General features: G+C 69.1%; 27 protein-coding genes and 1 tRNA gene. 13 read left to right on the forward strand and 15 right to left on the reverse strand.

Annotated features, from left to right (window positions below):
- Nucleotides 1-26: 26 nt before the first annotated feature.
- Nucleotides 27-680, forward strand: coding sequence for a TetR/AcrR family transcriptional regulator (locus ASE12_RS06685; protein ID WP_082582443.1), 654 nt, complete (start codon nt 27-29; stop codon nt 678-680).
- Here ASE12_RS06685 and ASE12_RS06690 read toward each other — a convergent pair.
- From ASE12_RS06690 to ASE12_RS06700, 3 genes are all read right to left on the reverse strand, one after another.
- Entirely contained in the window at nt 667-1,146 is a 480-nt protein-coding gene (locus ASE12_RS06690) for a heme-degrading domain-containing protein (RefSeq protein WP_056398534.1), read from the reverse strand. The genes ASE12_RS06685 and ASE12_RS06690 overlap by 14 nt on opposite strands.
- Complete coding sequence (locus tag ASE12_RS06695; RefSeq protein ID WP_056398538.1) at nt 1,143-2,174, reverse strand: Gfo/Idh/MocA family protein; 1,032 nt, start codon at nt 2,172-2,174, stop codon at nt 1,143-1,145. Before ASE12_RS06695 ends, ASE12_RS06690 begins: the two co-directional genes overlap by 4 nt.
- 85 nt (nt 2,175-2,259) lie before the next feature.
- The gene (locus ASE12_RS06700) at nt 2,260-2,601 is read right to left on the reverse strand and encodes a DUF2200 domain-containing protein (protein ID WP_056398541.1); all 342 of its coding nucleotides are present in this window, start codon (nt 2,599-2,601) and stop codon (nt 2,260-2,262) included.
- Between the two features lie 101 nt (nt 2,602-2,702).
- On the opposite strand from ASE12_RS06700, the gene ASE12_RS06705 reads away from it, so the two are divergent.
- Together ASE12_RS06705 and ASE12_RS06710 are read left to right on the forward strand one after the other, a co-directional pair.
- Nucleotides 2,703-3,206: a pyridoxamine 5'-phosphate oxidase family protein gene (locus ASE12_RS06705; RefSeq protein ID WP_056398543.1), complete on the forward strand. Its 504-nt coding sequence runs from the start codon at nt 2,703-2,705 to the stop codon at nt 3,204-3,206.
- Between the two features lies 1 nt (nt 3,207).
- A complete protein-coding gene (locus tag ASE12_RS06710) occupies nt 3,208-3,702 on the forward strand; it encodes a nitroreductase family deazaflavin-dependent oxidoreductase (protein ID WP_056398547.1) in 495 nt (164 codons plus the stop codon).
- Here ASE12_RS06710 and ASE12_RS06715 read toward each other — a convergent pair.
- Entirely contained in the window at nt 3,699-4,265 is a 567-nt protein-coding gene (locus tag ASE12_RS06715; RefSeq protein ID WP_235508854.1) for a hypothetical protein, read from the reverse strand. The two genes, ASE12_RS06710 and ASE12_RS06715, sit on opposite strands and share 4 nt — an antisense overlap.
- A gap of 60 nt (nt 4,266-4,325) precedes the next feature.
- Here ASE12_RS06715 and ASE12_RS06720 point away from each other — a divergent pair, with 60 nt between their 5' ends.
- Nucleotides 4,326-5,084, forward strand: coding sequence for an endonuclease/exonuclease/phosphatase family protein (locus ASE12_RS06720; protein ID WP_056398550.1), 759 nt, complete (start codon nt 4,326-4,328; stop codon nt 5,082-5,084).
- Nucleotides 5,085-5,136: 52 nt separating this feature from the next.
- A complete protein-coding gene (locus tag ASE12_RS06725) occupies nt 5,137-5,520 on the forward strand; it encodes a VOC family protein (protein ID WP_056398551.1) in 384 nt (127 codons plus the stop codon).
- A gap of 3 nt (nt 5,521-5,523) precedes the next feature.
- Here ASE12_RS06725 and ASE12_RS06730 read toward each other — a convergent pair whose 3' ends face one another.
- Together ASE12_RS06730 and ASE12_RS06735 are read right to left on the reverse strand one after the other, a co-directional pair.
- On the reverse strand, nt 5,524-5,865 hold the full coding sequence (locus ASE12_RS06730; RefSeq protein ID WP_056398554.1) for a DUF1801 domain-containing protein: 342 nt from the start codon (nt 5,863-5,865) through the stop codon (nt 5,524-5,526).
- A 35-nt stretch (nt 5,866-5,900) separates the two neighbouring features.
- Nucleotides 5,901-6,464, reverse strand: coding sequence for a TetR/AcrR family transcriptional regulator (locus ASE12_RS06735; protein ID WP_056398557.1), 564 nt, complete (start codon nt 6,462-6,464; stop codon nt 5,901-5,903).
- Between the two features lie 112 nt (nt 6,465-6,576).
- On the opposite strand from ASE12_RS06735, the gene ASE12_RS06740 reads away from it, so the two are divergent.
- From ASE12_RS06740 to ASE12_RS06755, 4 genes are all read left to right on the forward strand, one after another.
- Nucleotides 6,577-7,128 carry a hypothetical protein gene (locus tag ASE12_RS06740; RefSeq protein ID WP_056398560.1) on the forward strand — a complete coding sequence of 184 codons (552 nt, stop codon included), beginning with the start codon at nt 6,577-6,579 and terminating at the stop codon, nt 7,126-7,128.
- Nucleotides 7,129-7,173: 45 nt separating this feature from the next.
- Nucleotides 7,174-7,821, forward strand: a complete 648-nt coding sequence (locus tag ASE12_RS06745) for a TetR/AcrR family transcriptional regulator (protein WP_056398564.1) — start codon at nt 7,174-7,176, stop codon at nt 7,819-7,821.
- A complete protein-coding gene (locus ASE12_RS06750; RefSeq protein ID WP_082582127.1) occupies nt 7,814-9,283 on the forward strand; it encodes an MFS transporter in 1,470 nt (489 codons plus the stop codon). Before ASE12_RS06745 ends, ASE12_RS06750 begins: the two co-directional genes overlap by 8 nt.
- A 184-nt stretch (nt 9,284-9,467) precedes the next feature.
- Nucleotides 9,468-9,989, forward strand: a complete 522-nt coding sequence (locus ASE12_RS06755) for a hypothetical protein (RefSeq protein WP_056398571.1) — start codon at nt 9,468-9,470, stop codon at nt 9,987-9,989.
- A gap of 58 nt (nt 9,990-10,047) precedes the next feature.
- On the opposite strand, the gene ASE12_RS06760 is transcribed toward ASE12_RS06755, so the two are convergent.
- The 4 genes from ASE12_RS06760 to ASE12_RS06775 form a co-directional block, all read right to left on the reverse strand.
- Entirely contained in the window at nt 10,048-11,232 is a 1,185-nt protein-coding gene (locus ASE12_RS06760; protein ID WP_056398574.1) for an epoxide hydrolase family protein, read from the reverse strand.
- A complete protein-coding gene (locus tag ASE12_RS06765; RefSeq protein ID WP_056404594.1) occupies nt 11,229-12,419 on the reverse strand; it encodes an epoxide hydrolase family protein in 1,191 nt (396 codons plus the stop codon). The genes ASE12_RS06760 and ASE12_RS06765 overlap by 4 nt, the downstream gene beginning before the upstream one ends.
- Nucleotides 12,420-12,510: 91 nt before the next feature.
- Entirely contained in the window at nt 12,511-12,840 is a 330-nt protein-coding gene (locus tag ASE12_RS06770; RefSeq protein ID WP_056398576.1) for a multidrug efflux SMR transporter, read from the reverse strand.
- The gene (locus tag ASE12_RS06775) at nt 12,837-13,496 is read right to left on the reverse strand and encodes an FMN-dependent NADH-azoreductase (protein WP_056398580.1); all 660 of its coding nucleotides are present in this window, start codon (nt 13,494-13,496) and stop codon (nt 12,837-12,839) included. The genes ASE12_RS06770 and ASE12_RS06775 overlap by 4 nt, the downstream gene beginning before the upstream one ends.
- 75 nt (nt 13,497-13,571) lie before the next feature.
- Between ASE12_RS06775 and ASE12_RS06780 the strand changes: the two genes are divergently transcribed.
- The 4 genes from ASE12_RS06780 (at nt 13,572) to ASE12_RS06795 (ending at nt 18,279) form a co-directional block, all read left to right on the forward strand.
- A complete protein-coding gene (locus ASE12_RS06780) occupies nt 13,572-14,159 on the forward strand; it encodes a TetR/AcrR family transcriptional regulator (protein WP_056398583.1) in 588 nt (195 codons plus the stop codon).
- A 185-nt stretch (nt 14,160-14,344) separates the two neighbouring features.
- A complete protein-coding gene (locus ASE12_RS06785) occupies nt 14,345-16,459 on the forward strand; it encodes an MMPL family transporter (RefSeq protein WP_056398585.1) in 2,115 nt (704 codons plus the stop codon).
- Between the two features lie 3 nt (nt 16,460-16,462).
- Nucleotides 16,463-17,638, forward strand: coding sequence for a sensor histidine kinase (locus ASE12_RS06790; protein ID WP_235508855.1), 1,176 nt, complete (start codon nt 16,463-16,465; stop codon nt 17,636-17,638).
- Nucleotides 17,635-18,279 (forward strand): response regulator transcription factor, encoded by a 645-nt coding sequence (locus ASE12_RS06795; protein ID WP_056398586.1) that lies wholly within the window; start codon nt 17,635-17,637, stop codon nt 18,277-18,279. Before ASE12_RS06790 ends, ASE12_RS06795 begins: the two co-directional genes overlap by 4 nt.
- Nucleotides 18,280-18,327: 48 nt before the next feature.
- On the opposite strand, the gene ASE12_RS06800 is transcribed toward ASE12_RS06795, so the two are convergent.
- From ASE12_RS06800 to ASE12_RS06820, 5 genes are all read right to left on the reverse strand, one after another.
- Nucleotides 18,328-18,404, reverse strand: a tRNA-Met gene (locus tag ASE12_RS06800).
- A 57-nt stretch (nt 18,405-18,461) separates the two neighbouring features.
- Nucleotides 18,462-21,380: a UPF0182 family protein gene (locus ASE12_RS06805; RefSeq protein ID WP_056398589.1), complete on the reverse strand. Its 2,919-nt coding sequence runs from the start codon at nt 21,378-21,380 to the stop codon at nt 18,462-18,464.
- 29 nt (nt 21,381-21,409) lie between these two features.
- Nucleotides 21,410-21,919, reverse strand: a complete 510-nt coding sequence (locus ASE12_RS06810; RefSeq protein WP_200954977.1) for a PPA1309 family protein — start codon at nt 21,917-21,919, stop codon at nt 21,410-21,412.
- Complete coding sequence (locus ASE12_RS06815) at nt 21,910-22,980, reverse strand: PDZ domain-containing protein (protein WP_235508856.1); 1,071 nt, start codon at nt 22,978-22,980, stop codon at nt 21,910-21,912. Before ASE12_RS06815 ends, ASE12_RS06810 begins: the two co-directional genes overlap by 10 nt.
- Before the next feature lie 9 nt (nt 22,981-22,989).
- On the reverse strand, nt 22,990-23,451 hold the full coding sequence (locus tag ASE12_RS06820; protein WP_056398592.1) for a molybdenum cofactor biosynthesis protein MoaE: 462 nt from the start codon (nt 23,449-23,451) through the stop codon (nt 22,990-22,992).
- Nucleotides 23,452-23,481 lie beyond the last annotated feature (30 nt).

Raw genomic sequence — 23,481 nt, forward strand, 5'->3', positions numbered from 1 at the left:
TCACTAGTTTGAGTTCGGAGATGTCGATGAGCGCTCCCGTGGCCACAGACCCCGGTTGGCAGTCGCGCCTGCGCAACGCACCGCAGCAGCTGCGCAGCCAGGCCAAGATCGAGCAGGCCGTCGACGCCGCCGATCGCCTGCTGTCCCGCGGTGGCGCGAACGCCGTGACGACGACACGGGTCGCCGCCGAGGCCGGCATCGCCGTGGGCACGATCTACCGCTACTTCCCCGACAAGGAGGCGCTGTTCGACGCGCTCGCGGCCCGCTGCCTGGCCCGTTTCGAGTCACTCATGGACGCCCTGGTCGAGCAGTCACGCACTGAGAAGTGGGCCGACCCGGTCGGCATGCTGTTCGACGTCTACACCGACCTCTACCGCACCGACGCCAGCCTGCGGGCGATCTGGTTCGGCGGCTTGCTGTCGGAGAACCTGCGCGTCGCTGATCGCGCACACAAGCGCGTCATGGCCCAGGGCCTGCGCCACATCCTCGTCGCCCAGGACATCGCGAGCGACGCTCCCGAGCTGGCCACGGTGTGCCACGCGGCGATGCTCGCCTCGGACGCCATCACGCAGGAGGCGTTCCGCACCAGCGACTCCGGTGACTCAGCGTTGATGGCGGAGGCCAAGACGATGCTGCGCAGCTACGTCGCCAGCATCAACGAGCGGTTCACGCCTGCTTGAGCTGCTCCAGCACGGCTTCGAGGGTCTCGACGACGAGCCGGTGGTCCTCGAGCTGCGGCAGTCCCGAGACCGCGATGCTGCCGACGCACCCCGTCCCGCGCACGAGGACCGGGAACGCTCCCCCGTGCGCGGCGAACAGCTGGGTGTCGAGCCTCGAGTCCTCGTCGAACGACCCTCCGTTGACGCGGAACTCCTCGCCGACCCGCAGCGACGAGCGGCCGTAGCGGTCGACGACCGCGCTCTTGCGGGCGAGCCAACCGTCGTTGTCGGCCGAGGCCCCCGGCAGCGCGGCGTGGAAGAGCTCCTGCCCGTTGCGCCGGATCGAGATCGCGATCGGCAGGCCGGCGGCCAGGCCGGCCTCACGCAGGGCGACGCCAACCTGCCAGGCGACCTGCTCGTCGAACCGGTCGAAGACCAGGCGCGACTCCTGCGCCTCGAGCTCGTCGAGCAGCTCGCTGCCGGTCACACGCCCGCTCCCGGACGTACGGTCGTGTGGCTCTGGGCGCTGAGGCGAGCCGCCTCGAGCACGTCGGCCGTCGCCACCGCGTCGGCAGCCTCGACCGGCGGCGCACCCTCACCGCGTACGGCCTTGGCGAACGTCGGGTAGTAGGTGTCCCACGCGCCGCGCTCGAGGGCGACCGGGGCGGAGCCGTCGGCGGTGAAGACCCGGTCGAGGTCGGACGCGGCCTCGGCGCCCCAGGCGTCGCTGGTCGCGGGGCTCGCGCCGGCGACCAGGGCCTCCTCCTGCGTGTCGCCCGTCGTGATGACGACGGACGCCTCGGTGCCGGTGACGCGGAGCCGAGGGCCGGAGGCGTACTGGGTCCAGCTGCCCCACAGGTGCGAGACGGCTCCGGAGCTGTGGCGCAGCGCGACGAAGACGTCGTCGTCGAGGCCGTTCTCGCGGGTCCGCGACTCGGCGTACACGGACTCCACGGGGCCGAGCAGCACGAGCGCCTGGTCGACGAGGTGGGCGCCGAAGTCGAGGAGCGTGCCACCACCGGAGGCTCCGGGGCCGTTCTCCGGGGCATACCGCTCGAACCTCGACTCGAACCTGCGCACCTCGCCGAGCGTCCCGTCGTCGACGAGCGACCGCACCGTCAGGAAGTCCGAGTCCCATCGACGGTTCTGGTAGGGGCTCAGCGTCACGCCGCTCGCCGCGGCGAGCTCCACCGAACGGCGAGCGGCCGCGGGGTCGAGCGCGAAGGGCTTGTCGCAGACGACCGACAGGCCGAGCGCGATCGCCTCGTCCGTGAGCTCCGAGTGCGTGCCGGCGGGGGTCGAGATGCTGACCGCCTCGGCGCCGGACGCAGCCAGGTCCTCGAGCGAGTCGAACACGGCAAGACCTGGATGGTCCTCGGCTACGAGTGCTCGGCGCTCATCCGACGCGGTGACCACGCCCACGAACTCACATCCCGGTGCCGAGGCGATCAGCGGGGCGTGGAAGTACCGCCCGCCGAAGCCGTAGCCGACCAGTCCGATCTTGACCGGGTCCATGCGATCACCGCTCCTTGCGTCGAGTCATGTCCTGACAATTGAAGCAGCACGGCATCCGGCCGGTCCCACCAGCGTTCCTTCGGCGTCAGGAGCGCAGGATCTTGTCCATCGCCTTGCCCTTGGCCAGCTCGTCCACGAGCTTGTCGAGGTAGCGGATCTTCTGCATCAGCGGGTCGTCGATCTCCTCGACGCGCACCCCGCACACGATCCCGGTGATCAGGTCGACACCCGGGTTGAGCCGCGCGTCAGCGAAGAAGTCCTCGAACGACGTCCCGGCGTCCAGGTGGGCGGCAAGCTGCGCCTCGTCGAAGCCCGTCAGCCACGCGATCACCTGGTCGAGCTCGGCCTTCGTACGCCCTTTCTTCTCGACCTTGGCCACGTAGAGCGGGTAGACCGCGGCGAAGCTGACCGTGAAGATGCGGCTCATGTGCTGCGATGCTACCCACCTGCCGGGCCCGCGCACTCATGGCATGATGCCGGTCAGGCACGACGCCTGACCGGCCGCAAAGGCTGGGGAAACGGAGTCCCATGGGCATCAACCAGCGCTCCCAGGTCGAGATGACGGCCGAGGAGATCGCCGACTTCATCCCGTCCCGGCGGACCGCCACCTTCGTCACCCTCGGGCGTACGGGGCATCCCCACGCCGTGGCGATGTGGTTCGCCGTGATCGACGGAGTCATCTGGTTCGAGACCAAGGCCAAGGCGCAGAAGGCCGTCAACATCGGGCGCGACCCGCGGGCGACGGTGCTCGTCGAGGACGGCCTGACGTACGACACGCTCCGCGGGGTCTCCCTCGAAGGGCGCTGCACGATCGTCGACGATCCGGAGGCGTTGTGGGCGGTGGGGGTCAACGTGTGGGAGCGCTACAACGGGCCCTACACCGAGGAGATGCAGCCGCTCGTCGAGCTCATGCTGCACAAGCGGGTCGCGGTGCGCTTCGACGTCGAGCGCACCCGGTCGTGGGACCACCGCAAGCTCGGCCTCGACCCCATCCCTCTCGGCGGCACGACCGCGCCCGCGGAGGGCGGCTGACATGGGCCGCTTCTCGATGCCGGACGAACGGCCCAGCGGCCTCGACTCGTCCCTGACCGGCAAACTGATCAAGTACGGCTCCAAGGCCCAGGTGGCGGCGTTCAAGCTGACCAACGGCTGGCTGGGGTCGAAGTGGCGCGTCGGTGCGGCGTTCCGGAAGCCGGTGAGGATCCTGCTGCTCGACCACGTCGGCCGGAAGTCCGGCAAGCAGTTCACGGCACCGTTGCTCTACCTCGAGGACGGTCCCAACCTCGTGATCGTCGCTTCGCAGGGCGGTCTCCCGAAGAACCCGCAGTGGTACGGCAACCTGGTCGCGCATCCCGACACCCAGGTCAGGCTGTCGAGGCAAAAGGCCCGCCCCGTACGAGCCCGCGTGGCGACGCCCGAGGAGCGGGCCGAGCTGTGGCCCAAGCTGCTCGACCTCTATGCCGACTTCGCGAAGTACGCGACCTGGGCCGACCGCGAGATCCCGGTCGTCGTGCTCGAGCCGCGCTAGCCGGCCGGCTCGATGACGGCCAGGCGCTCCAGCAGGTAGAGGAACGCGGCGGCGAACGGGTTGTCCGCAGTCGCTGCCCGGACCTCGTCCCAGTCGACCTGCTCGCGTACGGCGCGGGCCACCGGCAGCTGCCGGCCGAAGTCGCACGCGTGCTCCTCCAGGGCGTTCAGCTTCTGACCCAGCAGCTCCGTGGCCGACAGCACCGGCATCGCCACCGACTCGACCTCGAGCTCCTCCACCTGCATCAGCGACTCCCGGGTCACCGATTCACCGTTGGTCTGGAACAGCACGTCCACCAGGGACTCACCGACGTACACCTTGAACAGCCAGTCCTCCGGGGGCTCCACGACGTCGAGCCCGCGCTCCGCCAGCATCGCGGCGGCCTTGGCCGCGTCGTCCTCGGCGACCACGAAGTCGACGTCGTGGTCGGGCTCCGGTCCACCGCGTGCCCACACGGCGTAGCCACCGGCCAACGCGAACGGGATGCCGCTCTCCTTGAGGTTCACCGCCACCAGCTTGAGCGCTTCTCGCAGGTCCCGGCCTGAATCGTTGTCGTCCGTCACGCCGCTGGTGTACCCGCCTCGCGACGTGTCATGTCCCGCGCGGCGGGTACGTCCTCATCGATGCGACTGGCCACCTTCAACATCCTCAACGGGCGTACGGCGTCGGACGACCAGGTCGAGCTCGGGGTCTTCCGGGACGCCATCGCGTCGCTCGATGCCGATGTCCTCGCGCTGCAAGAGGTCGACCGCAACCAACCGAGGTCGGGGCGCACCGATCTGACCGCCGCCGCCGCGGACGCCATGGGCGCCGTCGACCACCGCTTCGTGGCAGCCCTGAGCGGCAGTCCCGGTGCCACGTGGATCGCCGCGACCGGGCGCGAGCAACCGGACTCAGCGGCGTACGGGATCGCCCTGCTCAGTCGCTTCCCCGTCGCTGCGTGGGAGGTGATCCGGCTACCGACCCTGCACGCTCGCGTGCCCATGTGGTTCCGCGGCAGCCGGATGCCCACGATGGTGCGGGACGAGCCGCGGGTCGCGGTCGCCGCCCTCGTCGACACCCCCAGCGGCCCGCTGACGGTGGCCAACACGCATCTCTCGTTCGTGCCGTGGTGGGGCGGCCGGCAGCTGCGGTCCCTCGTCAGGTCGCTGGACCGGACGGGAGACGACCTCGTGCTGATGGGCGACCTCAACATGACGTCCGACCGCGCGACCGCCATCACGGGCATGCGGGGCTTGATCGACGCGCCGACCTTCCCGTCCGACGCCCCTCGGGAGCAGCTCGACCATGTCCTGACCGACGGCCGCTGGACCGTCGTCAACGCCGAGGCGCGCCGGCTCCCGATCTCGGACCACCGCGCTCTGGTCGTCGACGTGACCTGAGCCGGTTACGCTCGTCGCGCCTCCGCAAGGTGGCCAGACGATCGGAGCGACCATGCCCGTACTCGGAATCGGCGGGATCTTCTTCCGCGCACACGACCCGGAGGCACTCGGCGAGTGGTACCGCGAGCACCTCGGGATCGGTGCCGGGCAGGCCGCGCCGGGCACCGGTGAACCCGAGGAATGGACCTGGAAGGCGCAAGGAGGTCCAGTGGTGTTCGCGCCCTTCGACGCCGACACCGACTACTGGGTCGCAGAGAAGCAGGTCATGCTCAACCTTCGGGTCAGCGATCTCGACGCGCTGCTCGAGACCCTGAGAACCGCCGGTGTCGCCGTGACGACGCAGGCCGACTGGGACTCGCCGGAGACCGGACGCTTCGCGCGCATCCACGATCCTGAGGGCAACCCGGTCGAGCTGTGGGAGCCACCGGCAGCGTGAGCCTCAGCCCTCGTTGAGCGCGACTGCCTGACGTACGAGCTCGATGAACGCCGCGTCGTCGAGGCCGTCGGACTCCTGGGTGTCGATCGCCCGCCGAGTCCCGGCGTCGAGGCTCGCGTTGAACAGGCCGGACGGGTCCTCGAGCGACGCGCCCTTGGCGAACGTCACCTTGACCTTGTCCTTGTAGGTCTCCACGGTGCAGATCAGGCCCGACCGCGAGAACGTGGGCACGCCGTCGGGGTTCGAGGCCTTGCGCCACTTGGCCTCCTCGACGACGTCCGGGGCCGCCTCGTTGATCAAGCCTCGGATCGAGTCGACGGTGTCGCTGCGCCAGTCATTCGCCATGACCGCGACTGTATCGAAGCAGCGACCGTATTCGCTCAGGGCAGGAGTGCATCGACGCCCTGCAGGAAGGTGCGGGAGACGCCGTCGGGGTCCGTGAGGCAGCCGGCGACCATGGCGCCGTCACGCAGCATCACGAATCTCCGTGCCGCATCCTCCGAGTCGCCGCCGAGCGCCGCGAAGAGCTCCAGGACCAGCGCGAGGAACCATGCTCGGTGCGCCAGGACCGCCTGGTGGACCGGATCGGCGGGGTCGGGGAACTCGGCAGCAGCATTGAGGAAGGCGCAGCCCCGGAAGTGCGGAGACCGGATGCCGTCGGCGATGTTGTTCGCGATGGCGCGCAGGGCGTCGGCTGGCGACAGGTCGCTGCTGGTCAGCTCGGCGACCTGCTCCCTGATCGCCCGGTCCGCCTCCTCGACGTAGGTCGTGACGAGCTGCTGCTTGCTCGGGAAGTGCCGGTAGAGCGTCGCCCGGGTGACGCCGGCCTCGGCGATCACCCGATCGATCCCGACCGTGTTGACGCCCTCGGTGTAGAAGAGCCGCGTCGCCGTGTCGAGCAGCTTGGCGCGCGCCTTGGAGACCTTCACGGCTGGGGCACTCATACAACCATGATAGCCGCGACCGGCACAGAGACAGAACGATCGGTCTTGACTTGTGCGGCGTTCTCCGCTTCACTCAACTAGACAGATCGTTCTACTTCATTCGAGGAAAGCCATGACCGCCCCCACCACCCCGTCGTCCACCGCGCCCGCACTCAGCCGCCTGTACGCGGCTCGGTTCGCCTTCGCACTCAGCTGGGCGGTCGTCGTCCTGATCGCCGCGTCCGAGATCAACCCGTTCGTCGGCACGCTGCTCGTGCTCTACCCCGTCTACGACCTCGTCGCCACCGCGGCTGATGCACGACTGTCCGGCTCGTCCACGCCGCGGTCGGCGCTCCTGGTCAATGCCGCCGTGAGCGCCGCCGCAGCCGTTGCTCTCGGTCTCGCGGCCGCATCCGGCATCCCGGCCGTGCTGCGCGTGTGGGGCGCCTGGGCGATCGTCGCCGGCATCGCCCAGCTGGTCGTCGCACTCCGGCGCCGCTCACTGGGCGGCCAGGTGCCGATGATCGTCAGCGGCGCGATCTCGGCGCTCGCCGGTGGCAGCTTCGCAGCGATGGCATCCCAGGACGACCCGTCCCTCAGCGCCCTCGGCGGTTACGCACTCCTCGGCGCCCTCTTCTTCCTCGTGTCGTCGATCCTGCTGCGTCGCAACGCTCAGAAGGTCTAACACTTACGATACGGACTCGTTCCGTTTCGTGGTAGGCTTTTCGCCGTGCCTGCCAACGATCTCGTCGCGACGGAAGAACCTCGCCGTGGACGACCCCGTGACCCGAGCCGCGACGACGCCATCATCGACGCGGCGATCGATCTCCTGATCCGGGACGGCTACGACCGCGTCTCGATGGAGAACGTCGCCAGCGCCGCGGGCGTCGGCAAGGCGACGGTCTATCGCCGCTGGGGCAGCAAGGCCGAGCTGGTCGTCGACGCGATGGCCACGCTCAAGCCGTCGATCGACACGATCGACACGGGCTCATTGGACGGCGACATCGAGCTGATGGTCGCGGTCTCCTGCAGCCCCCGCTCGCAGCGGCTGTTCCAAGTGATGGTGAGCATCTGCTCGGCGCTCCCCCGTGAGCCCGAGCTGCTCGAGGCGTTCAGGGCCCGGTTCACCGAGCCGCGCATTGCGCGCATCAGCGCGATGCTCGAACGCGCCAAGGCACGCGGGGAGCTCGGCCCCGACATCGACATCGAGATGGCGGCGAGCCTCCTGCCCTCCCTCATGCTCCAGCGAGCCCTCACCACCGGCCAGCCGGCTGGGCGCACGTACGCCGAACAAATCGTGCGGAGCGTGCTGCTTCCCGTGCTCGGCCGCCCCGCACAACCCCTCACGACCACAGACTCGGAGACCTCCCATGACTGAAGCACCACCCTCGACAGCGACCCGCAACGGGGCGCTCGCACTCGCCGTGATCTGCGTCGCGCAGCTCATGGTCGTGCTCGACGCCACCGTCGTGAACGTCGCACTTCCCAGCATCCGCGACGATCTCAACTTCTCGCTCGACAACCTCACGTGGGTCGTCACCGCGTACTCCCTCGCCTTCGGCGGGCTCCTGTTGTTCGGCGGGCGCACGGGCGACCTGTTCGGCCGTCGACGCATGTTCATGATCGGCATCGCGCTCTTCTCCGCGGCGTCGCTCCTCGGCGGGTTCGCCAACAGCGAGGCGATGCTGATCATCGCCCGCGCTGCCCAGGGTGCCGGCGGAGCGATCGCCGCTCCGACCGCCCTGGCCCTGCTGGCCACGACGTTCACCGAGCCGGCGGCCCGCGCTCGCGCGTTCGGCGTGTTCGCGGCGATGGCCGCATCGGGCGGCGCGCTCGGACTGCTGCTCGGCGGCGTGCTCACGGACTACGCCAGCTGGCGCTGGGCCCTGTTCATCAACGCCCCGATCGGTGCGATCGTGCTCTTCCTCGCCCCGCGCGTGCTCAACGAGTCGCAGGGCGCCGGCACCAAGCTCGACCTGCCGGGCGCGATCTCGGTGACCGCGGGCATGTCGACGCTGGTCTACGGCCTGACCAAGGCGGCCAGCGACGGCTGGGGCTCCACCACGACGGTCGTCACCCTCGCGATCGCGGCGGCCCTGCTGGTCGCGTTCGTGATCATCGAGCAGAACTCGACGCACCCGCTCATGCCGTTCCGGATCTTCGCCGACCGCAACCGCACCGGCGCCTACCTGATCATGCTGTTCCTCGCCGGCGCGCTCTTCACGACGTTCTACTTCCTCGCGCAGTACCAGCAGAACGTCCACGGCTGGAGCCCGTTCCACACCGGTGTCGGCTTCCTCCCGATGCCCGCGACGATCATGTTCATGTCGATCGTGGTGGTCCGGCGCCTCATCCCGACGATCGGCATCCGCCCGTTCCTCACGGTCGGCCCGATCCTCGCGATCCTGGCGATGATCTCGTTCACGCAGCTCGACGCCCACAGCAGCTACTGGCCGTTCCTGGGCTCGATCCTGCTGCTCGGCGTGGGCATGGGCTGCAGCTTCGTGCCCCTGACCATGACGGCGGTCAACGGCGTCGCTCCGCACGAGACGGGCCTCGCCTCGGCTCTGCTCAACACCGGCCAGCAGGTCGGCGGCGCCATCGGCCTCGCCGTCTTCGGCACGGTCTTCGCTCACGCCTCGGCCGATCGCGCTCGCGAGATCGGCGCCCAGGCGCGTACGGCCGCAGGTCAGTCCGACATCTTCGTCGCCGGACAGCACCACGCCTTCGAGGCGGCGATCGTCGTGACGGCCCTGGCGCTCATCGCGTCCTTGGCACTCATCCGGGTCAACAAGGTGGCCCCGCCGACTCCGGCAGCGGCCCCGGCCATGGCGGAGTAGCCAGCGCTCGCTGACAGCTGGGACCGGTTCTCTCCGGTCCCAGCTGTTGTCGATTTACGGGTCTTTGGGCGCGTCGGCATGCGGCTGGGTGCCATCCGCCTGGGTCAGCGTCCCGGTCATTTCGGGCTATTTCGACTCTCACGCATACGAATTACCGTCGACTCATCCGCACTGAGGAAACAGAATGACGACACATCGCTGGGCCCCCGCCGCCGCACTGGCTGCCGCCGCCCTCTCGTTGAGCGCGACAGCAGCCACGGCCGATGTTGCGCCTCCACCACCCTCCGCCGACTTCGCCGGCCATCTCGTCGCCGGTCCCGGCGCCACGACCGTCAAGATCCGCTACAGCTGCACCACGAGCGCGGATGCGCCGCTCTCGCACCTGTACGTCGGAGTCAAGCAGGGTCCGCACGTCAACACCGAGGAAGGCTCGACCAGCGCATCGGCCGACACGTTCTACAGCACGAACTGGAAGTCGGACGCCGGCCCGAACGCCTTGCGCTGCGACGGCGCTCGCCACACGCAGACGCTGGTCCTCAAGCCGCAGCCCGGGTTCGTCGCCAAGGTGCGCCGGCTGCACGCCGGCCCCGCGCTCGTCCAGATCTGCGTGTTCGACAACGTCACCGCGTTCGGCGAGGAGGGACCCGTCGACGGCGGGTTCGCCTTCTCGTACACGATGGAGCGCGTCCGCAGCGGCCATCGATGAGGGTCTCGGCCGGTCCAGCCCGGAACGGCCCATCCCGTAGGACTAGTCGGCATCGTCACTAGGACTGTCGAGCGAAGGCGCGGATGTCGGCGACCAGCAGGTCCGGCTCCTCGAGCGCCACGAAGTGCCCACCGCGGGGGAGGACCGACCACCGGGGGTGGTGGTACTGGCGGTCAGCGATTGACCGGGGCGGCGTGCCTCCGATCTCGTCCCGGCTGGCATAGACCGACAGCGGGGCGGACCGCATCGCTCGTGTGGGTCGAGGCCCCGGCGGCAGGTCGTGGGCGTAGTAGTGAAGCACGGACGACCCGAACGAACCGGTCGTCCAGTACAGCGTGAGCAGCGAGAGCAGGTCGGTGCGCGTGGCCGGCGACGTCAGGTCGAGCGTGCTCCAGTCGTGCCACTTCTCCGAGACCCACGCGGCGAGGGCCAGCGGCGAGTCCGCGCAGGCGAGTGCCACGGTGAGCGGCTTGGTGCCCTGCAGGTGGTGGTACGCCCCCTCGGACTCGGACCACTCGGCCATACGTCGGAGCCAGCTCTCCTCCTCCTCGCTGAGGGTGCCGTCGTGAACCCCCGGCGTACGTGTGGGGGTCAAGGCGTTGGTGCTCACATGGGCGCCGAGCACAGCATCGTGGTGCCGGACGGCGAGCCATGCGGTCACCCGAGCACCGATGTCCGTGCCGGAGGCCCAGAACGAGTCGTAGCCGAGAGAGGACATCAGGCTCCGCCACCGGTCCGCGATGGACGCCGCAGTCAGCTCCGGAATGCTCTCGAGCGCGTCCGAGTAGGCGAAGCCCGGCATCGACGGCACCACGACGTGGAAGGCGTCCTCCCGGCGGCCGCCGTGCTCCTCGGGCCGGGTGAGCCGGTCCAGCAGCGGCACCATCTCGAGGAAGGAGCTCGGCCAGCCGTGCGTGATGATGATGGGCCGGGCCTCCGGGTGCGGGCTGCGCGCGTGCAGGAAATGGGTCCAGGCACCCTCGATGCGTACGCGGAAGTGCGGCAGTGCCTGGAGCCGCGTGCGGTGGTCGTCGAAGTCGAACTCCGTCGCCCAGGAGTGCACCAGGTCGCTCGCGAAGGAGACCGGCGTGCCCATCGCCCAGTCGTCGAATGCTCGTACGGCGGGGAGCTTCACGTGCCGGAGCCGCGCGACCAGGTCGTCGACGACGTCGTCGTCCACCACGGGCCGGAACTCCTCCACATCGGTCGACGGAAGCTTCCGGTCCTCGGCATCACGGCTCACGGGTTGTCCTTTCGTCGATCGGCGAAGGCGGCACGGATCTCGCGGATCATCAGCTCCGGCCGCTCCCAGGCGGCGAAGTGACCGCCTCGCGCGGGCTCGTTCCAGTGCGTGATGTTCACGAATCTCTTCTCCGCCCAACGCCTGGACGGGCGGGGCGCCTCGCCCGGGAAGATCGACGCGGCGGTCGGGACGGCGACCCGATCGCCGGCGCCGCTGGCGAACCAGTCGTCGTCGGAGCTGGTGAACCAGCGCCGCACCTCCTTGAAGCTCTCCCAGTAGAGCCGCGCCGACGATGCGCCGGCCCGGTTGAGCCAGTAGAACATGACGTTGTCGAGGATCTGGTCCTTCGACAGGACCGAGTAGACGTCACCCTCGTGGTCGGTCCAGTCGACGATCTTCTCGGCGATCCAGGCCAGCAGCCCGACCGGCGAGTCGACCAGCCCGTACCCCAGGGTCTGCGGCTTGGTGGAGTGCTGGACCGCATAGCCTTCCTCCCACTCGCCACCGTTCATCTCGTCGATGACCGAAGCCTCGGCGTCGGTGAGGTCGTCGAACGTCTCGGGGTCGGGCGGCACCAGTGGCGGGACCACATGGATCCCGATGACACGATCGGTCGCCCGCTGGGCGAGCCTGGTGGTGACGCTGGTGCCCCAGTCGCTCCCCTGGGCCGCGAACCGCTCGTAGCCGAGCGCAGCCATGATCTCCGCCCAGGCGTCCGCGATGCGGTCGATGCCCCATCCGGGCTCGGCTGGCTTGCCGCTGAATCCGTAGCCAGGAAGGCTCGGCAGGACGACGTGGAAGGCGTCGGTCGCGGCTCCCCCGTGGGACGTGGGATCCACCAAGGGGTCGATCAACGCCTCGAACTCCACGACCGATCCCGGCCAGCCGTGCGTCATGACGAGTGGGATGGCCTCGGGATGGCGGGACTCGACGTGCAGCAGGTGGATGTCGACGTCCTGCACGCTCGCGACGAGCTGGGCGCGGGTGTTGAGACGGCGTTCGGTCTCGCGCCAGTCGTACCGTTCCAGCCAGTGCGCCGTGAGGTCCCGGACGAAGTCGAGCGGTACGCCCTGCGACCAGTCGCCCACCGGCTCGGGGTCCGGCCACCGAGTGTCGGCCAGCCGGCGCCGCAGATCCTCCAGCTCGGCGTCGGGGACGTCGATCGTGAAGCTCCTCAACGTTGCCATGTGTTCATCCTTCACCTGGTCGGTCAGCACCGCCGGCGTGCCCCGTCACGTCCGCATCATTCGTCGGTGCCGCCCACTGACGGCGCGGCGGTCATTGAGCACCGGAGTCAGTCAACCGGGCCAGGAGCACGCCGACGACGATCAGCGAGAGGGCGCCGAGTCGAGCCGGGGTGACCGGGTCATGGCTGCGGACGATTCCCAGTCCGATCGCGCCGGTCGCACCGATGCCGGTGAACACGGCGTACGCGGTGCCGACCGGCACCGACCTCATGGCGAGCGTCAGGACGTACACCGAGGAGGCGCCGAGGACGAAGCACACCACCGTGGGCCAGGGAGCGGTGAAGTTCTGCGTCGGTCGGATGCTCTGCGACCACGCGATCTCCAGGAGTCCGGCGAGCAGGAGCCACCACCAGCCCGTCACGGTCGCCCACCAGCCATGACTCGCGCGACGTCGCGAGCCGCCTCGATCGTCTCCGCCACCGACTGCTCGTGCTCGGCCAATCGCTCGCGCAGGTGCGGATCCACGCGCGCGTTGGCCAGCTCGGCGACGATGAACGTGGCATCGCTGACCGCGAAGTGCCCGGCGAAGAAGTCGCGCAGGTAGGACACCTGGTGGTCGAACGGGGCGCGCGGCGCGCCGGGTCGATAGTCACCGCCGCGGGCCCCCACCACCACGAGCCTCCGGTCGGCGAGCGACATCCTTGGAAAGGTGACCTGGTCGATCCACGCCTTGAGGGCCGACGGGACGGAGAAGTTGTACATCGGGGTTCCGATGAGGATGACGTCAGCGGCGATGACCTCATCGAGCAACGGCTGCACCACCGACCACGCCTTGAGCTGTGCGGGCGTACGCGCCCCCTCGTGGAGGCGATGAAGGTCGGTGATGCCCTCGCACATTAACGTGTCGCAGATCTCGGTCCACGCGGCGTCGATGTGCGGCACGGGATCCCGCGAGAGGTCGCGGTGGACGTACGACGTGGTCGGGTCGGACTCCCGGTACGCAGCGGCGAACTCGGCGCCCAGCTCCCGGGAGACGGACTGGGGGCGCGCGCTCGCATCGAGGTGGAGCAGGTTCATGGGTCTCCTTAAATGGACGGTACGTCCGAATGCTATTCCCATCAGGACGCTCCGTCCACTTGGTAGGGTGCCGACGTGCCCACATCTCCCGACGTTCCCCGCGCCGACGAGCCCCCGCCCCTGCGCGTCGACGCACAGCGCAACCGCGCGCGCGTCCTCGCGGCGGCCGAAGCCCTGTTCGCGGAGCGGGATCCTCGAACCGTCACGATGGAGGACGTCGCCCGTCGCGCGGAGGTCGGCAAGGGGACGCTCTATCGCCGCTTCCCCTCGATCGGCGAGCTGGCCGAAGCGCTCCTCGATGAGCACGAACGAGTCCTCCAGGGCCGCATCATCAGCGGTCCACCGCCGCTGGGCCCGGGCTCGCCGCCCGCCGAACGGCTGGCGGCGTTCTACGACGGCATGGTCGCCCTCCTCGAGCAGCACGCCCACCTCGTCCTCGGCTCAGAGATCGGGGGGGCTCGCTTCACCACGGGTGCGTTCCGGTTCTGGCGCCTGCACGTGTCGAACCTCGTCGATGAAGCCGGCGTGGAGGACCCTTTCCTCCCTGACGCGATCCTCGCGCCTCTGGCGCCCGACGTGTTCCTCCACGCCAGGGCCGCCGGGCTCACCGCCGAGCAGATCGCCGAGTCGCTCCGGAGCGTGGCGGCGCGACTGCTGGGGTAGGCCGCCCGTGAATCATGTTGGCGGCAGCATGACCACCCAGCTCGCCTGTCAGCGCTGACTCAAAGACCGCGAGACGTTGGTCCTGGCCGCCTCCAGCAGCTGTCCGCCGTACTCCTCGAGGAGTACGCCGAAGTGCCTACCGTGGCCAGACGCGTCGCCCCTCCAGGGCTGACAGCGTGATTGTCATGACCACTGACCTGAGAGCACCGGACCACAGCGGTGCCGATCCAAGACCGAAGAGATCCCGTACCAAGACCCTGCTGCCCTGGCTGATGGTGGCCGTGTGGGTCGGGCTGGTGGTGGGCGGTCTCTCGCTCGCCGGCAAGCTCGACTCCGTGACCCGCGATGGCCAGGCCGACTACCTGCCGGCCAGCGCCCAGTCGACCAAGGTGCTCCAGGCCGAGGCCGATCTCCCCGGCGGCGAGAACGGCCTGCTGGTGGTCGTGTCCGAACGACCCGGGGGCCTCCGACCGGGCGACCGGGACGCGGTCGTACGTGGTCAGTCCGCGCTGGCGGATCGTTTCGGCGCCGATGCCGGCGCACCGTCCGAGATCGTTCGGTCCGACGACGGGACGGCCCTGATGTACACGCTGTCGCTCGAGGGTGATGCGGTCGCCGAGGAGGCCGACGCCACCACTGACGCGCGTCAGGTGCTCGCCGACCAGCCCGACGGTCTGGACGTGTACGTCACCGGTCCGACCGCACTCGGGGCCGACATGGACGAGGTCTTCGACGCCGTGGACTCGAGACTGCTGCTCGCCACGGCCGTCGTGGTCGCGCTCCTGCTGATCCTGACGTACCGCAGCCCGCTGCTGTGGCTGGTCCCACTCGCCTCGGTCGGGGTCGCGGCGATCACGTCGATGGGTGCCGTCTACGCACTGACACAAGTCTTCGGTTTCACCATCACGAGCATGAGCTCGGCGCTGCTGATCGTCCTGGTCTTCGGCGCGGGCACCGACTACGCCTTGCTCCTCGTGTCTCGCTACCGAGAAGAGCTGCACCGCCACGAGCGAGCGATCGACGCCATGCTGGCGGCACTGCGCGCCGCAGGTCCGGCCATCCTCGCGTCCGCGGCGACCGTGGTCGCCGGCCTGTTGTGCCTGCTGGCCGCAGACCTCAACAGCATCAGCAGTCTCGGACCGGTCGGTGCCGCGGGCATCGGGGCCGCATTGCTCGTCATGCTGACGCTCTTCCCGGCCCTGCTGGTGTTGCTCGGCCGCCGCATCTTCTGGCCGTTCGTGCCGCGACTCGGTGCTGATGTACGCGTCTCCGCGTCGCGATGGGCTCGGCTCGGCGAGCTGGTCGCCCGTCGCCGCCTCGTCGGCTGGGTCGTGCCGCTGGTGGTCCTGTGCGGTCTCGCGCTGGGCACCGTTGGCGTCAACAGCGCCCTTCCCCAGCTCGACCAGTTCGCCCGTTCGACACCCGAGTCGGTGACCGGGGCGAAGCTGATCGACGCGCGCTACCCCGATCAGGGCGGTCAGCCGCTGACCGTGATGAGCCGTCCGGACCACAGCCGTGACGTCCTGGCGGCCGTCGAACGTACGCCAGGGGTGGACAGCGCCAAGATCGGCCGGGCCAGCGACGACTGGGTGGAGATCTCGGCGACCCCGGTCAACTCGCCAGAGAGCGCGGGTGAGACGGCAACGATCAAGCAACTTCGGACGAACCTACGAGAGGTCGCGGGTGGGGACGCGCTGGTGGGCGGTCCGAGTGCCGAGAAGCTCGACGAGGCCGAGACCAACCAGAGCGACCGCAATCTGGTGATGCCACTGATCCTGCTGGTCGTGCTCGCCATCCTCGGGTTGCTGCTACGGGCCGTCGTGGCTCCGCTGGTGCTGGTCGCCACCGTCGTGGTGTCGTACTTCGGAGCCCTTGGACTGTGCAACCTGATCTTCGACCACGTGCTCGGGTTCGCGGGGCTGGAGTCGTCAGTGCCCCTGATCGGGTTCCTCTTCCTGGTCGCGCTCGGTGTCGACTACAACATCTTCTTGATGACCCGGGTGCGGGAGGAGGCCGTCCGGCACGGCACTGTCGAGGGCACGAAGCATGGTCTCGCGACGACCGGTGGCGTGATCACCTCGGCAGGCGTCGTGCTGGCGGCGACGTTCGCGGTGCTCGCCTCGCTGCCGCTCGTCATGCTCGTCGAGATCGGGATCCTGGTGGCTGTCGGGGTGCTCATCGACACCTTGCTGGTGCGGTCCGTCGTGGTTCCAGCGCTGACGATGTCGCTGAGTTCGCGGATATGGTGGCCCAGCAAGCTCTGGCGTGCAGAACAGGACCGGGCCGATGACCGTGGGTGAACGATGATGGTGCTCCGTCCGCCGGCGGCCGATTGGCTGCTGGCGGCGGGGTCGTTCGTGCTCGGCATCGTCGTCGCGCTGACGCTGGAGTCGGTCGACTTCGACGGCGAGCGACGCGTGGATCTGTTGGCCATCGTGCTCCTTGCCGCGATGTCAGTGCCGCTGCTGGCACGGCGGCGCTGGCCGATCCCCGCCCTTCTTGCGGTCCTGGCCGTGTCGATTCCGTACCACCTCCTCGACTTTCCCCACGAGGCCACGATGCCCGCCTCGCTGGTGGCGGCATTCACGGTGGCGCGCTACAGCGAGCCGCAGCGGCGGGCCGTCGCCGTCCTGGTGGCGGTGGCGGCGGCCACTGTTCCCGTCGTGGCCGACGAGGCGTCGGGAGCACCCGACGACGCCCTTCTCGGCGTCGGCTGGCTGTTCATGGCCTTCTTCGCCGGGCTGGCGGTCCGCTTCTACCAGAACTGGACAGCTGCCGTCACCGCGCGGCTCGAGCTGGAGCGCGCCGACGAGGTCGAGCGACGAGTCTCCGAGGAGCGGGTCGTGATCGCTCGGGAGCTGCACGACGTCCTGGCGCACGGACTCACGGTCGCGAACGTCCAGGCGTCGGTCGCTGCGCACCTGATCGACCAGCTGCCGCAGAACGACGATGCGTCCCTGGGTGAGCTGTCCAAGACCCTGCACGACCTGTCGGACACGAGCCGGGCCACCCTCCATGAGCTGCGCGCGGTTCTGGACGTGCTGCACCGAGGCGATGCCGAGCCGACCGAGCCGGCGCCCCACCTCGGCGAGCTGCAGCGTCTCGTGGAGATGGCGGAGGCGACCGACCTCCGGGTCGACGTGGAGGCCGACGGCGTGCCGGGAGACGTACCGGCCGCGGTGTCCGTCGTGGCCTATCGGATCATCCAGGAGTCGCTCACCAACGTCGTTCGACACTCGATGGCCAAGCAGGCGACGGTCCGCCTCGACCAAGACGACGACCGCCTCCGGATCGGGGTCCTCGATCACGGCCCCGCGCGCACGAGCTCGGCCGTGACGTCACCGGGCTTCGGCATCGTCGGGATGACAGGGCGGGCGCAGGCCGTCGGCGGTGAGCTGTCCGCCGGGCCGGTGGAATCCGGAGGATTCGAAGTTTGGGCCAACCTGCCGTTGCCGGGGGCCTGGCGGGAGCCGTCGTGATCAGGGTCCTGCTCGCCGACGACCAGGCCCTGGTGCGCGGGGCGTTCGCCTTGCTGGTCAGCTCCGCTGCTGACATGGAGGTTGTCGGGGAGGCGGGGACCGGCGACGAGGCGGTGGCGCTGTTCCGGGACCTGCGCCCCGACGTCGTCCTGATGGACATCAGGATGCCCCACACCGACGGCATCGAGGCCACACGGCAGATCGTCGCCGACGACGGATCAAGCGGCAGCAAGGTGCTGATCCTGACCACGTTCGAGACAGACGCCAACGTGATGCAGGGTCTTCGCGCGGGTGCATGTGGGTTCCTGCCCAAGGACACCCGCCCGGACGCCCTGCTGGACGCCATCCGCACGGTCGCGACTGGGGCATCGCTGCTGTCGCCCGGCGCGACCAAGGCGGTCATCACCCGAGCGCTGAGCCGCCCGGACGCGACGGCGCCCGAAAGGCTGGCAAGCCTGACGGCACGGGAACGCGAGGTGCTGCTCCTTGTCGCCGCGGGTCGAAGCAACCAGGAGATCGCCGACGAGCTGGTCCTCAGTCCGCTGACCGCCAAGACTCATGTGGGCCGCATCCTCGCGAAGCTGGGCGCGCGCGACCGCGTCCAGCTCGTGATCGCCGCCTACGAAGCCGGACTGCTCTGACCGCCAGTACATGACGAAGGCCCGGACCTGTTGGTCCGGGCCTTCGATTGGTAGCGGGGACAGGATTTGAACCTGTGACCTCTGGGTTATGAGCCCAGCGAGCTACCGAGCTGCTCCACCCCGCGTCGCCTGCTCCACTTTACGGGTCAGGGACCCACGGATCAAATCCGGGGTCCCCTTCCCTACTTCTTCTTGGCGCCCTCGTCCTTGACGGCCTGCTGGGCGTCCTCGATCTTCTGGCCCATCTGGTTGATCTTGGACTGGTACGTCGCGAGGTCGCCGTCCTTGAGCGCCTTCTGGGCCTCGTCGTAGAGCTTCGCCGCGTCGTCGAGCAGCGCCGCGGCCGTCGTCGATCCCGGGGTGTTGTCCTCGGGCGTGGGCGTCGTCGTGCCCGGGTCGTCCGGCGTCGACCCCTCCTCGAGGCCCAGTGCGACGCGCAACGCCTCGTCGAGCGTCTTGCCGAAACCGACATCGGTGCCGAACGACGCGAGGACGTACTGGAGCACCGGGTAGGTGCCCTCGGCCGCCTGCCGCTTGATGTAGACCGGTTGGACGTAGAGCAGTCCGCCGCCGACCGGGACGGTCAACAGGTTGCCGTACTGGATGTCGGTGCCGGCCTGCTTGAACGGCAACAGGGCCTGGGTCACCCCGTTGTCGGTCTGCAGCTTGTTGGCGATCTGGCTCGGACCGTCGATCTGGCTGCCGCTCGACAGCTGCAGGATCTGCATCTTGCCGTAGTTCTCGGTGTCGGTCGCCTCGGAGTTGACGGACACGAACGACGCGAGGTTCTGCCGGCTGTTGGGCAGGTAGACGCTGGTCACCGAGAACTTCGGGGTGTCCTCGCCGGGCCGCGCGGTCGACAGGTAGTAGGGCGGCTGCAGGGCGTTGGACCCGGTCGGGGCCGTCGGGTCCTCGGGCACCTTCCAGCGCTGGTCGTCGTTGTAGAACGCCTGCGGGTCGGTCACGTGGTAGCGCTGCAGCACGTCGCGCTGCACCTTGAACAGGTCGACCGGGTAGCGCAGGTGCTCGAGCAGCCCGTTGCTGATCTTGCTCTTGGGCTCCACCACGTCGGGGAACACCTTCATCCACGTCTTGAGGACGGGATCCTTGGTGTCCCACTGGTAGAGCTTGACCGTGCCGTCGTACGCATCGACGACCGCCTTGACCGAGTTGCGCATGTAGTTGACCTGGTCGGTCGGCAACGCGGTCTGCGAGTTGCTGGTCGTGAGCGTGTCGGCCGTGGCCTCGCGCAGCGAACGGTGCTCGGAGTAGGGGTACGAGTTGCTGGTCGTGTAGCCGTCGACGATCCAGACCACGCGGCCGTTGACGACGGCCGGGTAGGAGTCGCCGTCGACCGTCAACCACGGCGCGACCTTCTTGACCCGGTCACGCGGCTCGCGGTCGTAGAGGATCTTGGACTCGGAGTTGACGCGGTTGGACAGGAAGATGTTGGGCTCGGCGAACTTGAAGGCGTACAGCAGCTTGTTGAACGCGTTGCCGATCGGCACACCGCCCTTGCCGTCGTACGTGTTCTGGGTCGCGTTGGCCTTGGTCGCCTTGTTGGTCGCCGTGCCGCCGCGCGGGGTGTCGACCTCGATCGGTGTGGCGCCCTTGGGGCGGCCGACGATCGAGTAGCTCGGGGACTGCTCGCCGAAGTAGATGCGCGGCGGGGTCGTGGTCTCGATCTCACCGGTCTGCGGGATGTCCTTGGCGACGAACACCGGCTCGCCGTTGGGACCGCGCTGGTTGCCGCGCGCAGCCACGATGCCGTAGCCGTGCGTGTAGACCGTGTGGTCGTTGGTCCAGTTGCGCTGGCTCTGCTGGAGACCCGAGAGCTTGAGCTCGCGCGCCGCGATGATGACGTCCTGCGGCTGCTGGTCGGCACCGATGCGGTAGCGATCGACGTCGAGTGTCGTCGGCACGGCGTAGTAGCCGCGGACCTGCTGCAGCTGCTCGAACGCGTCCGAGATCAGCGTCGGGTCGAGGAGCCGGGTGCTGACCCGCGACTCCGCCGATGCGGCGAGCTCGGCCGGGGTGAGCGTGGTCTTGGCGGTATAGGTCTCCACCTGGACGTCGGCCACGTCGTACGCCTCGCGGGTCGCCGCGATGTTTCGGGCGATGTAGGGCGCTTCCTTGTCGGGCTCCGAGGGCTTGACCTGGAAGCCCTGCATGACGGCCGGCCAGATCGCGCCGATCAGGATCGACGTCAGCGCGAGGAGGCCCAGGCCGATCGCGGGGAGCGCCCACGAGCGGATGAAGATCGCGGCGAAGAACAGCAGCGCGCACACGATCGCGACGGCGATGAGGATGTTCTTGGCCGGGATGCGCGCGTGGTCGTCGGTGTAGGTGACGCCGTCGACCAGCCCGCCCGACGCGATCACCTGGCCGAAACGGTCGAGGTAGTAGGACACCGCGCGCAGCAGCACGCCGAGTCCGACGAGGACCGAGAGGTGCACCTGAGCGGCACGGGTCAGCTTGGGGCCACGGCCGGCGATGCGGATGCCGCCGTAGACGTAGTTGAGGAACAGCACCGCCAGGACCGTGATGACGATCAGCGCGAAGGAGTACGACGTCAGGAACCGCCACCACGGGTACTCGAAGACGTAGAAGCTGGCGTCCTTGTGGAACTGCGCGTCCTTGGTGCCGAACGACGTGCTGTTGCGCCACATCTTGTAGGTGTCCCAGTGGGCTGCGGCGACAGAACCCGCGAAGCCGGTGAGCACGAGGCCGAAACCGATCGCGATGGGGCGCAGCAGCGGGGTCAGCGCGAGGCGGTAGCGATAGGCCGGGTCGTCGCGGCGCATCGGCGCCGCGTCGGGACGCGTGCGATAGGCGACGTAGAGGTTGCCGATCACGAACAGCCCGAAGATCAGGCCCAGGATGAGGAACAGCGCGACCCGCGTGAACAGCACGCTGCGGAACACGTCGCTGTAGCCGACCGACTTGAACCACAGACGATCGGTCCACACGCTCGTGAAGATCGAGCCCAGGAACAGCAGCAGGGCCAGCGTGATGAGCGTGGGAACCAGCACGCGCTGGCGACGGTCAGGACCGCGCCGAGGCTCCCGGCGAGGGCGGGGGGTTCCGAAGATGTCGCTCACGTGGCTCCTGGTGACGGGGTGACAAGACTCTATGCCAGAGTGCGGCGGAGGTGTTCGATCAGTCCCGGCACGAGGTCGGGACCCTCCAGCAGCTCGGCATCACGGGGTTCTCTGGCGCGTACGGCGCTGTGCGCCCCGCCGTCACGGACGACGGCGGCGACGAGCCGCACCTCGCGGCGATCGGGGTGGGCCGCGACGACGGCGAGCAGCTCGTCCGGGTCGTCGGGCAGGGCGGCTTCAGCCTCGGGCGGCAGCATGATGCGCTCGACGACAGCAGCGCAGCCGATGACGGCATCGGGCCACTCGATCTCGGTGAGCAGGTCCTCCAGCTCGCGGTCGCCCGGCAGCTCCTGCTCGACCGGCGTCATGCTCGCCGGGTCGTCCGACAGCTGGTCGGCGAGTCCCGGCTCCTTGGCGATGAGGTCGGCGGTCGGCACGAGGGCGAACAGCCGCGGCGGCTGGTCCCAGCCCTCGGCGGCGACGTGCGACTCGACCTCGAGCGCGGCCTGGCGCAGCGGCGAGTCCGGCATCAGCTGCATGACGGCACCTTGGCGTCGGGGTTCTTGGCGAGCGCCTCGAGCGACGAGATGGCGCCCTTGAGGTTCGAGATCTTGACGAGCTTGAGCCCGTGGTCGTCGCCATCGGCGGCCTCGGCGCAGTTGGCTGCGGGGACCAGGAAGATCGTCACCTGCGCCTTGGCGGCACCGGCCATCTTCTGCCGGATCCCCCCGATGGGAGCGACCGTGCCGTCCGGGGTGATCTCACCCGTGCCGGCGACCTTCTTGCCGCCGGTGAGCGAGCCGGGCGTCAGCTTGTCGTAGATCGCGAGGGCGAACATCGTGCCGGCGCTGGGCCCGCCGACGTCGGTGCCGACGTTGTTGTTGACGTCGGGCCCGTCGTACGTGACGCCGATCGAGATGCCGACGCGCGGGACCGACTTGTCCTTGGGGTCCGCGCGGGTCACGATCGACACGTTCACGGGCTTCTTGCGGCGCTCGACGGTCAGGCGTACGGCCTCGCCGGGCTTGTGCGTGCCGACGGCCTTGACGACCTGGTCGGGGTTCGAGACCTTCTTGCCGTCGACGTCGAGGAACACGTCACCGACCACGAGCTTGCCGAAGGCGGCACCGCCCTTGACGACCTGGACGACTGAGGGCCGACCGGTGATCTTGTAGCCGGCGGCTCGCAGCGCGGCCACCCGTGAGGAGTCCTGGGAGCCGGTCATCTGGGCGGCGGACTCGGCATCCGACTGCTCGGCGGTCTCGTTCTCGGGGTAGATCAGGTCCTTGGGGATCACGGCGTGGTCGGACTGGACGTATGCGGTGAGGGCCGCGGCGAGCGACATCTTCGCGTCCGGCGGGGGCACCCGCACCGTGGTGAAGTAGAGCGATCCCGTCGTCGGATAGGTCTTGACCTTGGCGCCGAACGTGAACATCGGCTGGCCACCCTTGACCGTGCTCAACGTGTCGCGCACGGGTCCGGGCCTGAGCTCGACGTACGGCACCGGCACGATGAACGCCACGCACGTCAGCACGATCAGGGAGATCGCCGCCACGACCAGCGTCGTGTAGCGCGCGCTCAGCTTCGACGGGTCGGACACACCGTGAGCCTAGTCAGTCCCGGCAACCGGCGGGCCTGCGGCCGGGGCGTCCGGCGAGCCCACCCATGCGGCGTCGCCGGACGTGTACGTCTGGTGCTTCCACACCGGCACGTCGGTCTTGAGCTCGTCGATCAGCCTGCGGCACGCCTCGAACGCCTGGGCGCGGTGGGCCGCCGACGCCGCGACGACGACCGCGAGGTCACCGATCGCCAGGTCGCCGACCCGATGCACGCCGGCGAGGCCCACGACGTCGCACTCGGTGGCGATGCGCTCGGCGACGTCACGCAGCCTGGCGAGCGCCGTCGGATGGGACGAGTAGCCGAGTGCCGAGACCTCATGGCCTTCGTCGTGGTCGCGCACCGTGCCGATGAACACGCAGATGCCGCCCGCCGCCGGATCGGTCACCGCGGCGTACACCTCGTCGAGGCTCAGCGGTGCGTCGCGGATGTCGAGGAGGCGTACGGCAGTCATGTCGGATTCATCGTAAAGCGAACATCGATC

The organism is Aeromicrobium sp. Root236 (assembly GCF_001428805.1).
Taxonomy (GTDB): domain Bacteria; phylum Actinomycetota; class Actinomycetes; order Propionibacteriales; family Nocardioidaceae; genus Aeromicrobium.

Coding starts and splice junctions, on each gene's coding strand:
- ASE12_RS06785 (WP_056398585.1), top strand. CDS start 14,345: ATGACCACTGACCTGAGAGCACCGGACCACAGCGGTGCCGATCCAAGA.
- ASE12_RS06705 (WP_056398543.1), top strand. CDS start 2,703: ATGGGCATCAACCAGCGCTCCCAGGTCGAGATGACGGCCGAGGAGATC.
- ASE12_RS06740 (WP_056398560.1), top strand. CDS start 6,577: ATGACCGCCCCCACCACCCCGTCGTCCACCGCGCCCGCACTCAGCCGC.
- ASE12_RS06750 (WP_082582127.1), top strand. CDS start 7,814: ATGACTGAAGCACCACCCTCGACAGCGACCCGCAACGGGGCGCTCGCA.
- ASE12_RS06775 (WP_056398580.1), bottom strand. CDS start 13,496: ATGAACCTGCTCCACCTCGATGCGAGCGCGCGCCCCCAGTCCGTCTCC.
- ASE12_RS06700 (WP_056398541.1), bottom strand. CDS start 2,601: ATGAGCCGCATCTTCACGGTCAGCTTCGCCGCGGTCTACCCGCTCTAC.
- ASE12_RS06720 (WP_056398550.1), top strand. CDS start 4,326: ATGCGACTGGCCACCTTCAACATCCTCAACGGGCGTACGGCGTCGGAC.
- ASE12_RS06820 (WP_056398592.1), bottom strand. CDS start 23,451: ATGACTGCCGTACGCCTCCTCGACATCCGCGACGCACCGCTGAGCCTC.
- ASE12_RS06755 (WP_056398571.1), top strand. CDS start 9,468: ATGACGACACATCGCTGGGCCCCCGCCGCCGCACTGGCTGCCGCCGCC.
- ASE12_RS06725 (WP_056398551.1), top strand. CDS start 5,137: ATGCCCGTACTCGGAATCGGCGGGATCTTCTTCCGCGCACACGACCCG.
- ASE12_RS06685 (WP_082582443.1), top strand. CDS start 27: ATGAGCGCTCCCGTGGCCACAGACCCCGGTTGGCAGTCGCGCCTGCGC.
- ASE12_RS06735 (WP_056398557.1), bottom strand. CDS start 6,464: ATGAGTGCCCCAGCCGTGAAGGTCTCCAAGGCGCGCGCCAAGCTGCTC.
- ASE12_RS06695 (WP_056398538.1), bottom strand. CDS start 2,174: ATGGACCCGGTCAAGATCGGACTGGTCGGCTACGGCTTCGGCGGGCGG.
- ASE12_RS06810 (WP_200954977.1), bottom strand. CDS start 21,919: ATGCAGCTGATGCCGGACTCGCCGCTGCGCCAGGCCGCGCTCGAGGTC.
- ASE12_RS06710 (WP_056398547.1), top strand. CDS start 3,208: ATGGGCCGCTTCTCGATGCCGGACGAACGGCCCAGCGGCCTCGACTCG.
- ASE12_RS06790 (WP_235508855.1), top strand. CDS start 16,463: ATGATGGTGCTCCGTCCGCCGGCGGCCGATTGGCTGCTGGCGGCGGGG.
- ASE12_RS06730 (WP_056398554.1), bottom strand. CDS start 5,865: ATGGCGAATGACTGGCGCAGCGACACCGTCGACTCGATCCGAGGCTTG.
- ASE12_RS06765 (WP_056404594.1), bottom strand. CDS start 12,419: ATGGCAACGTTGAGGAGCTTCACGATCGACGTCCCCGACGCCGAGCTG.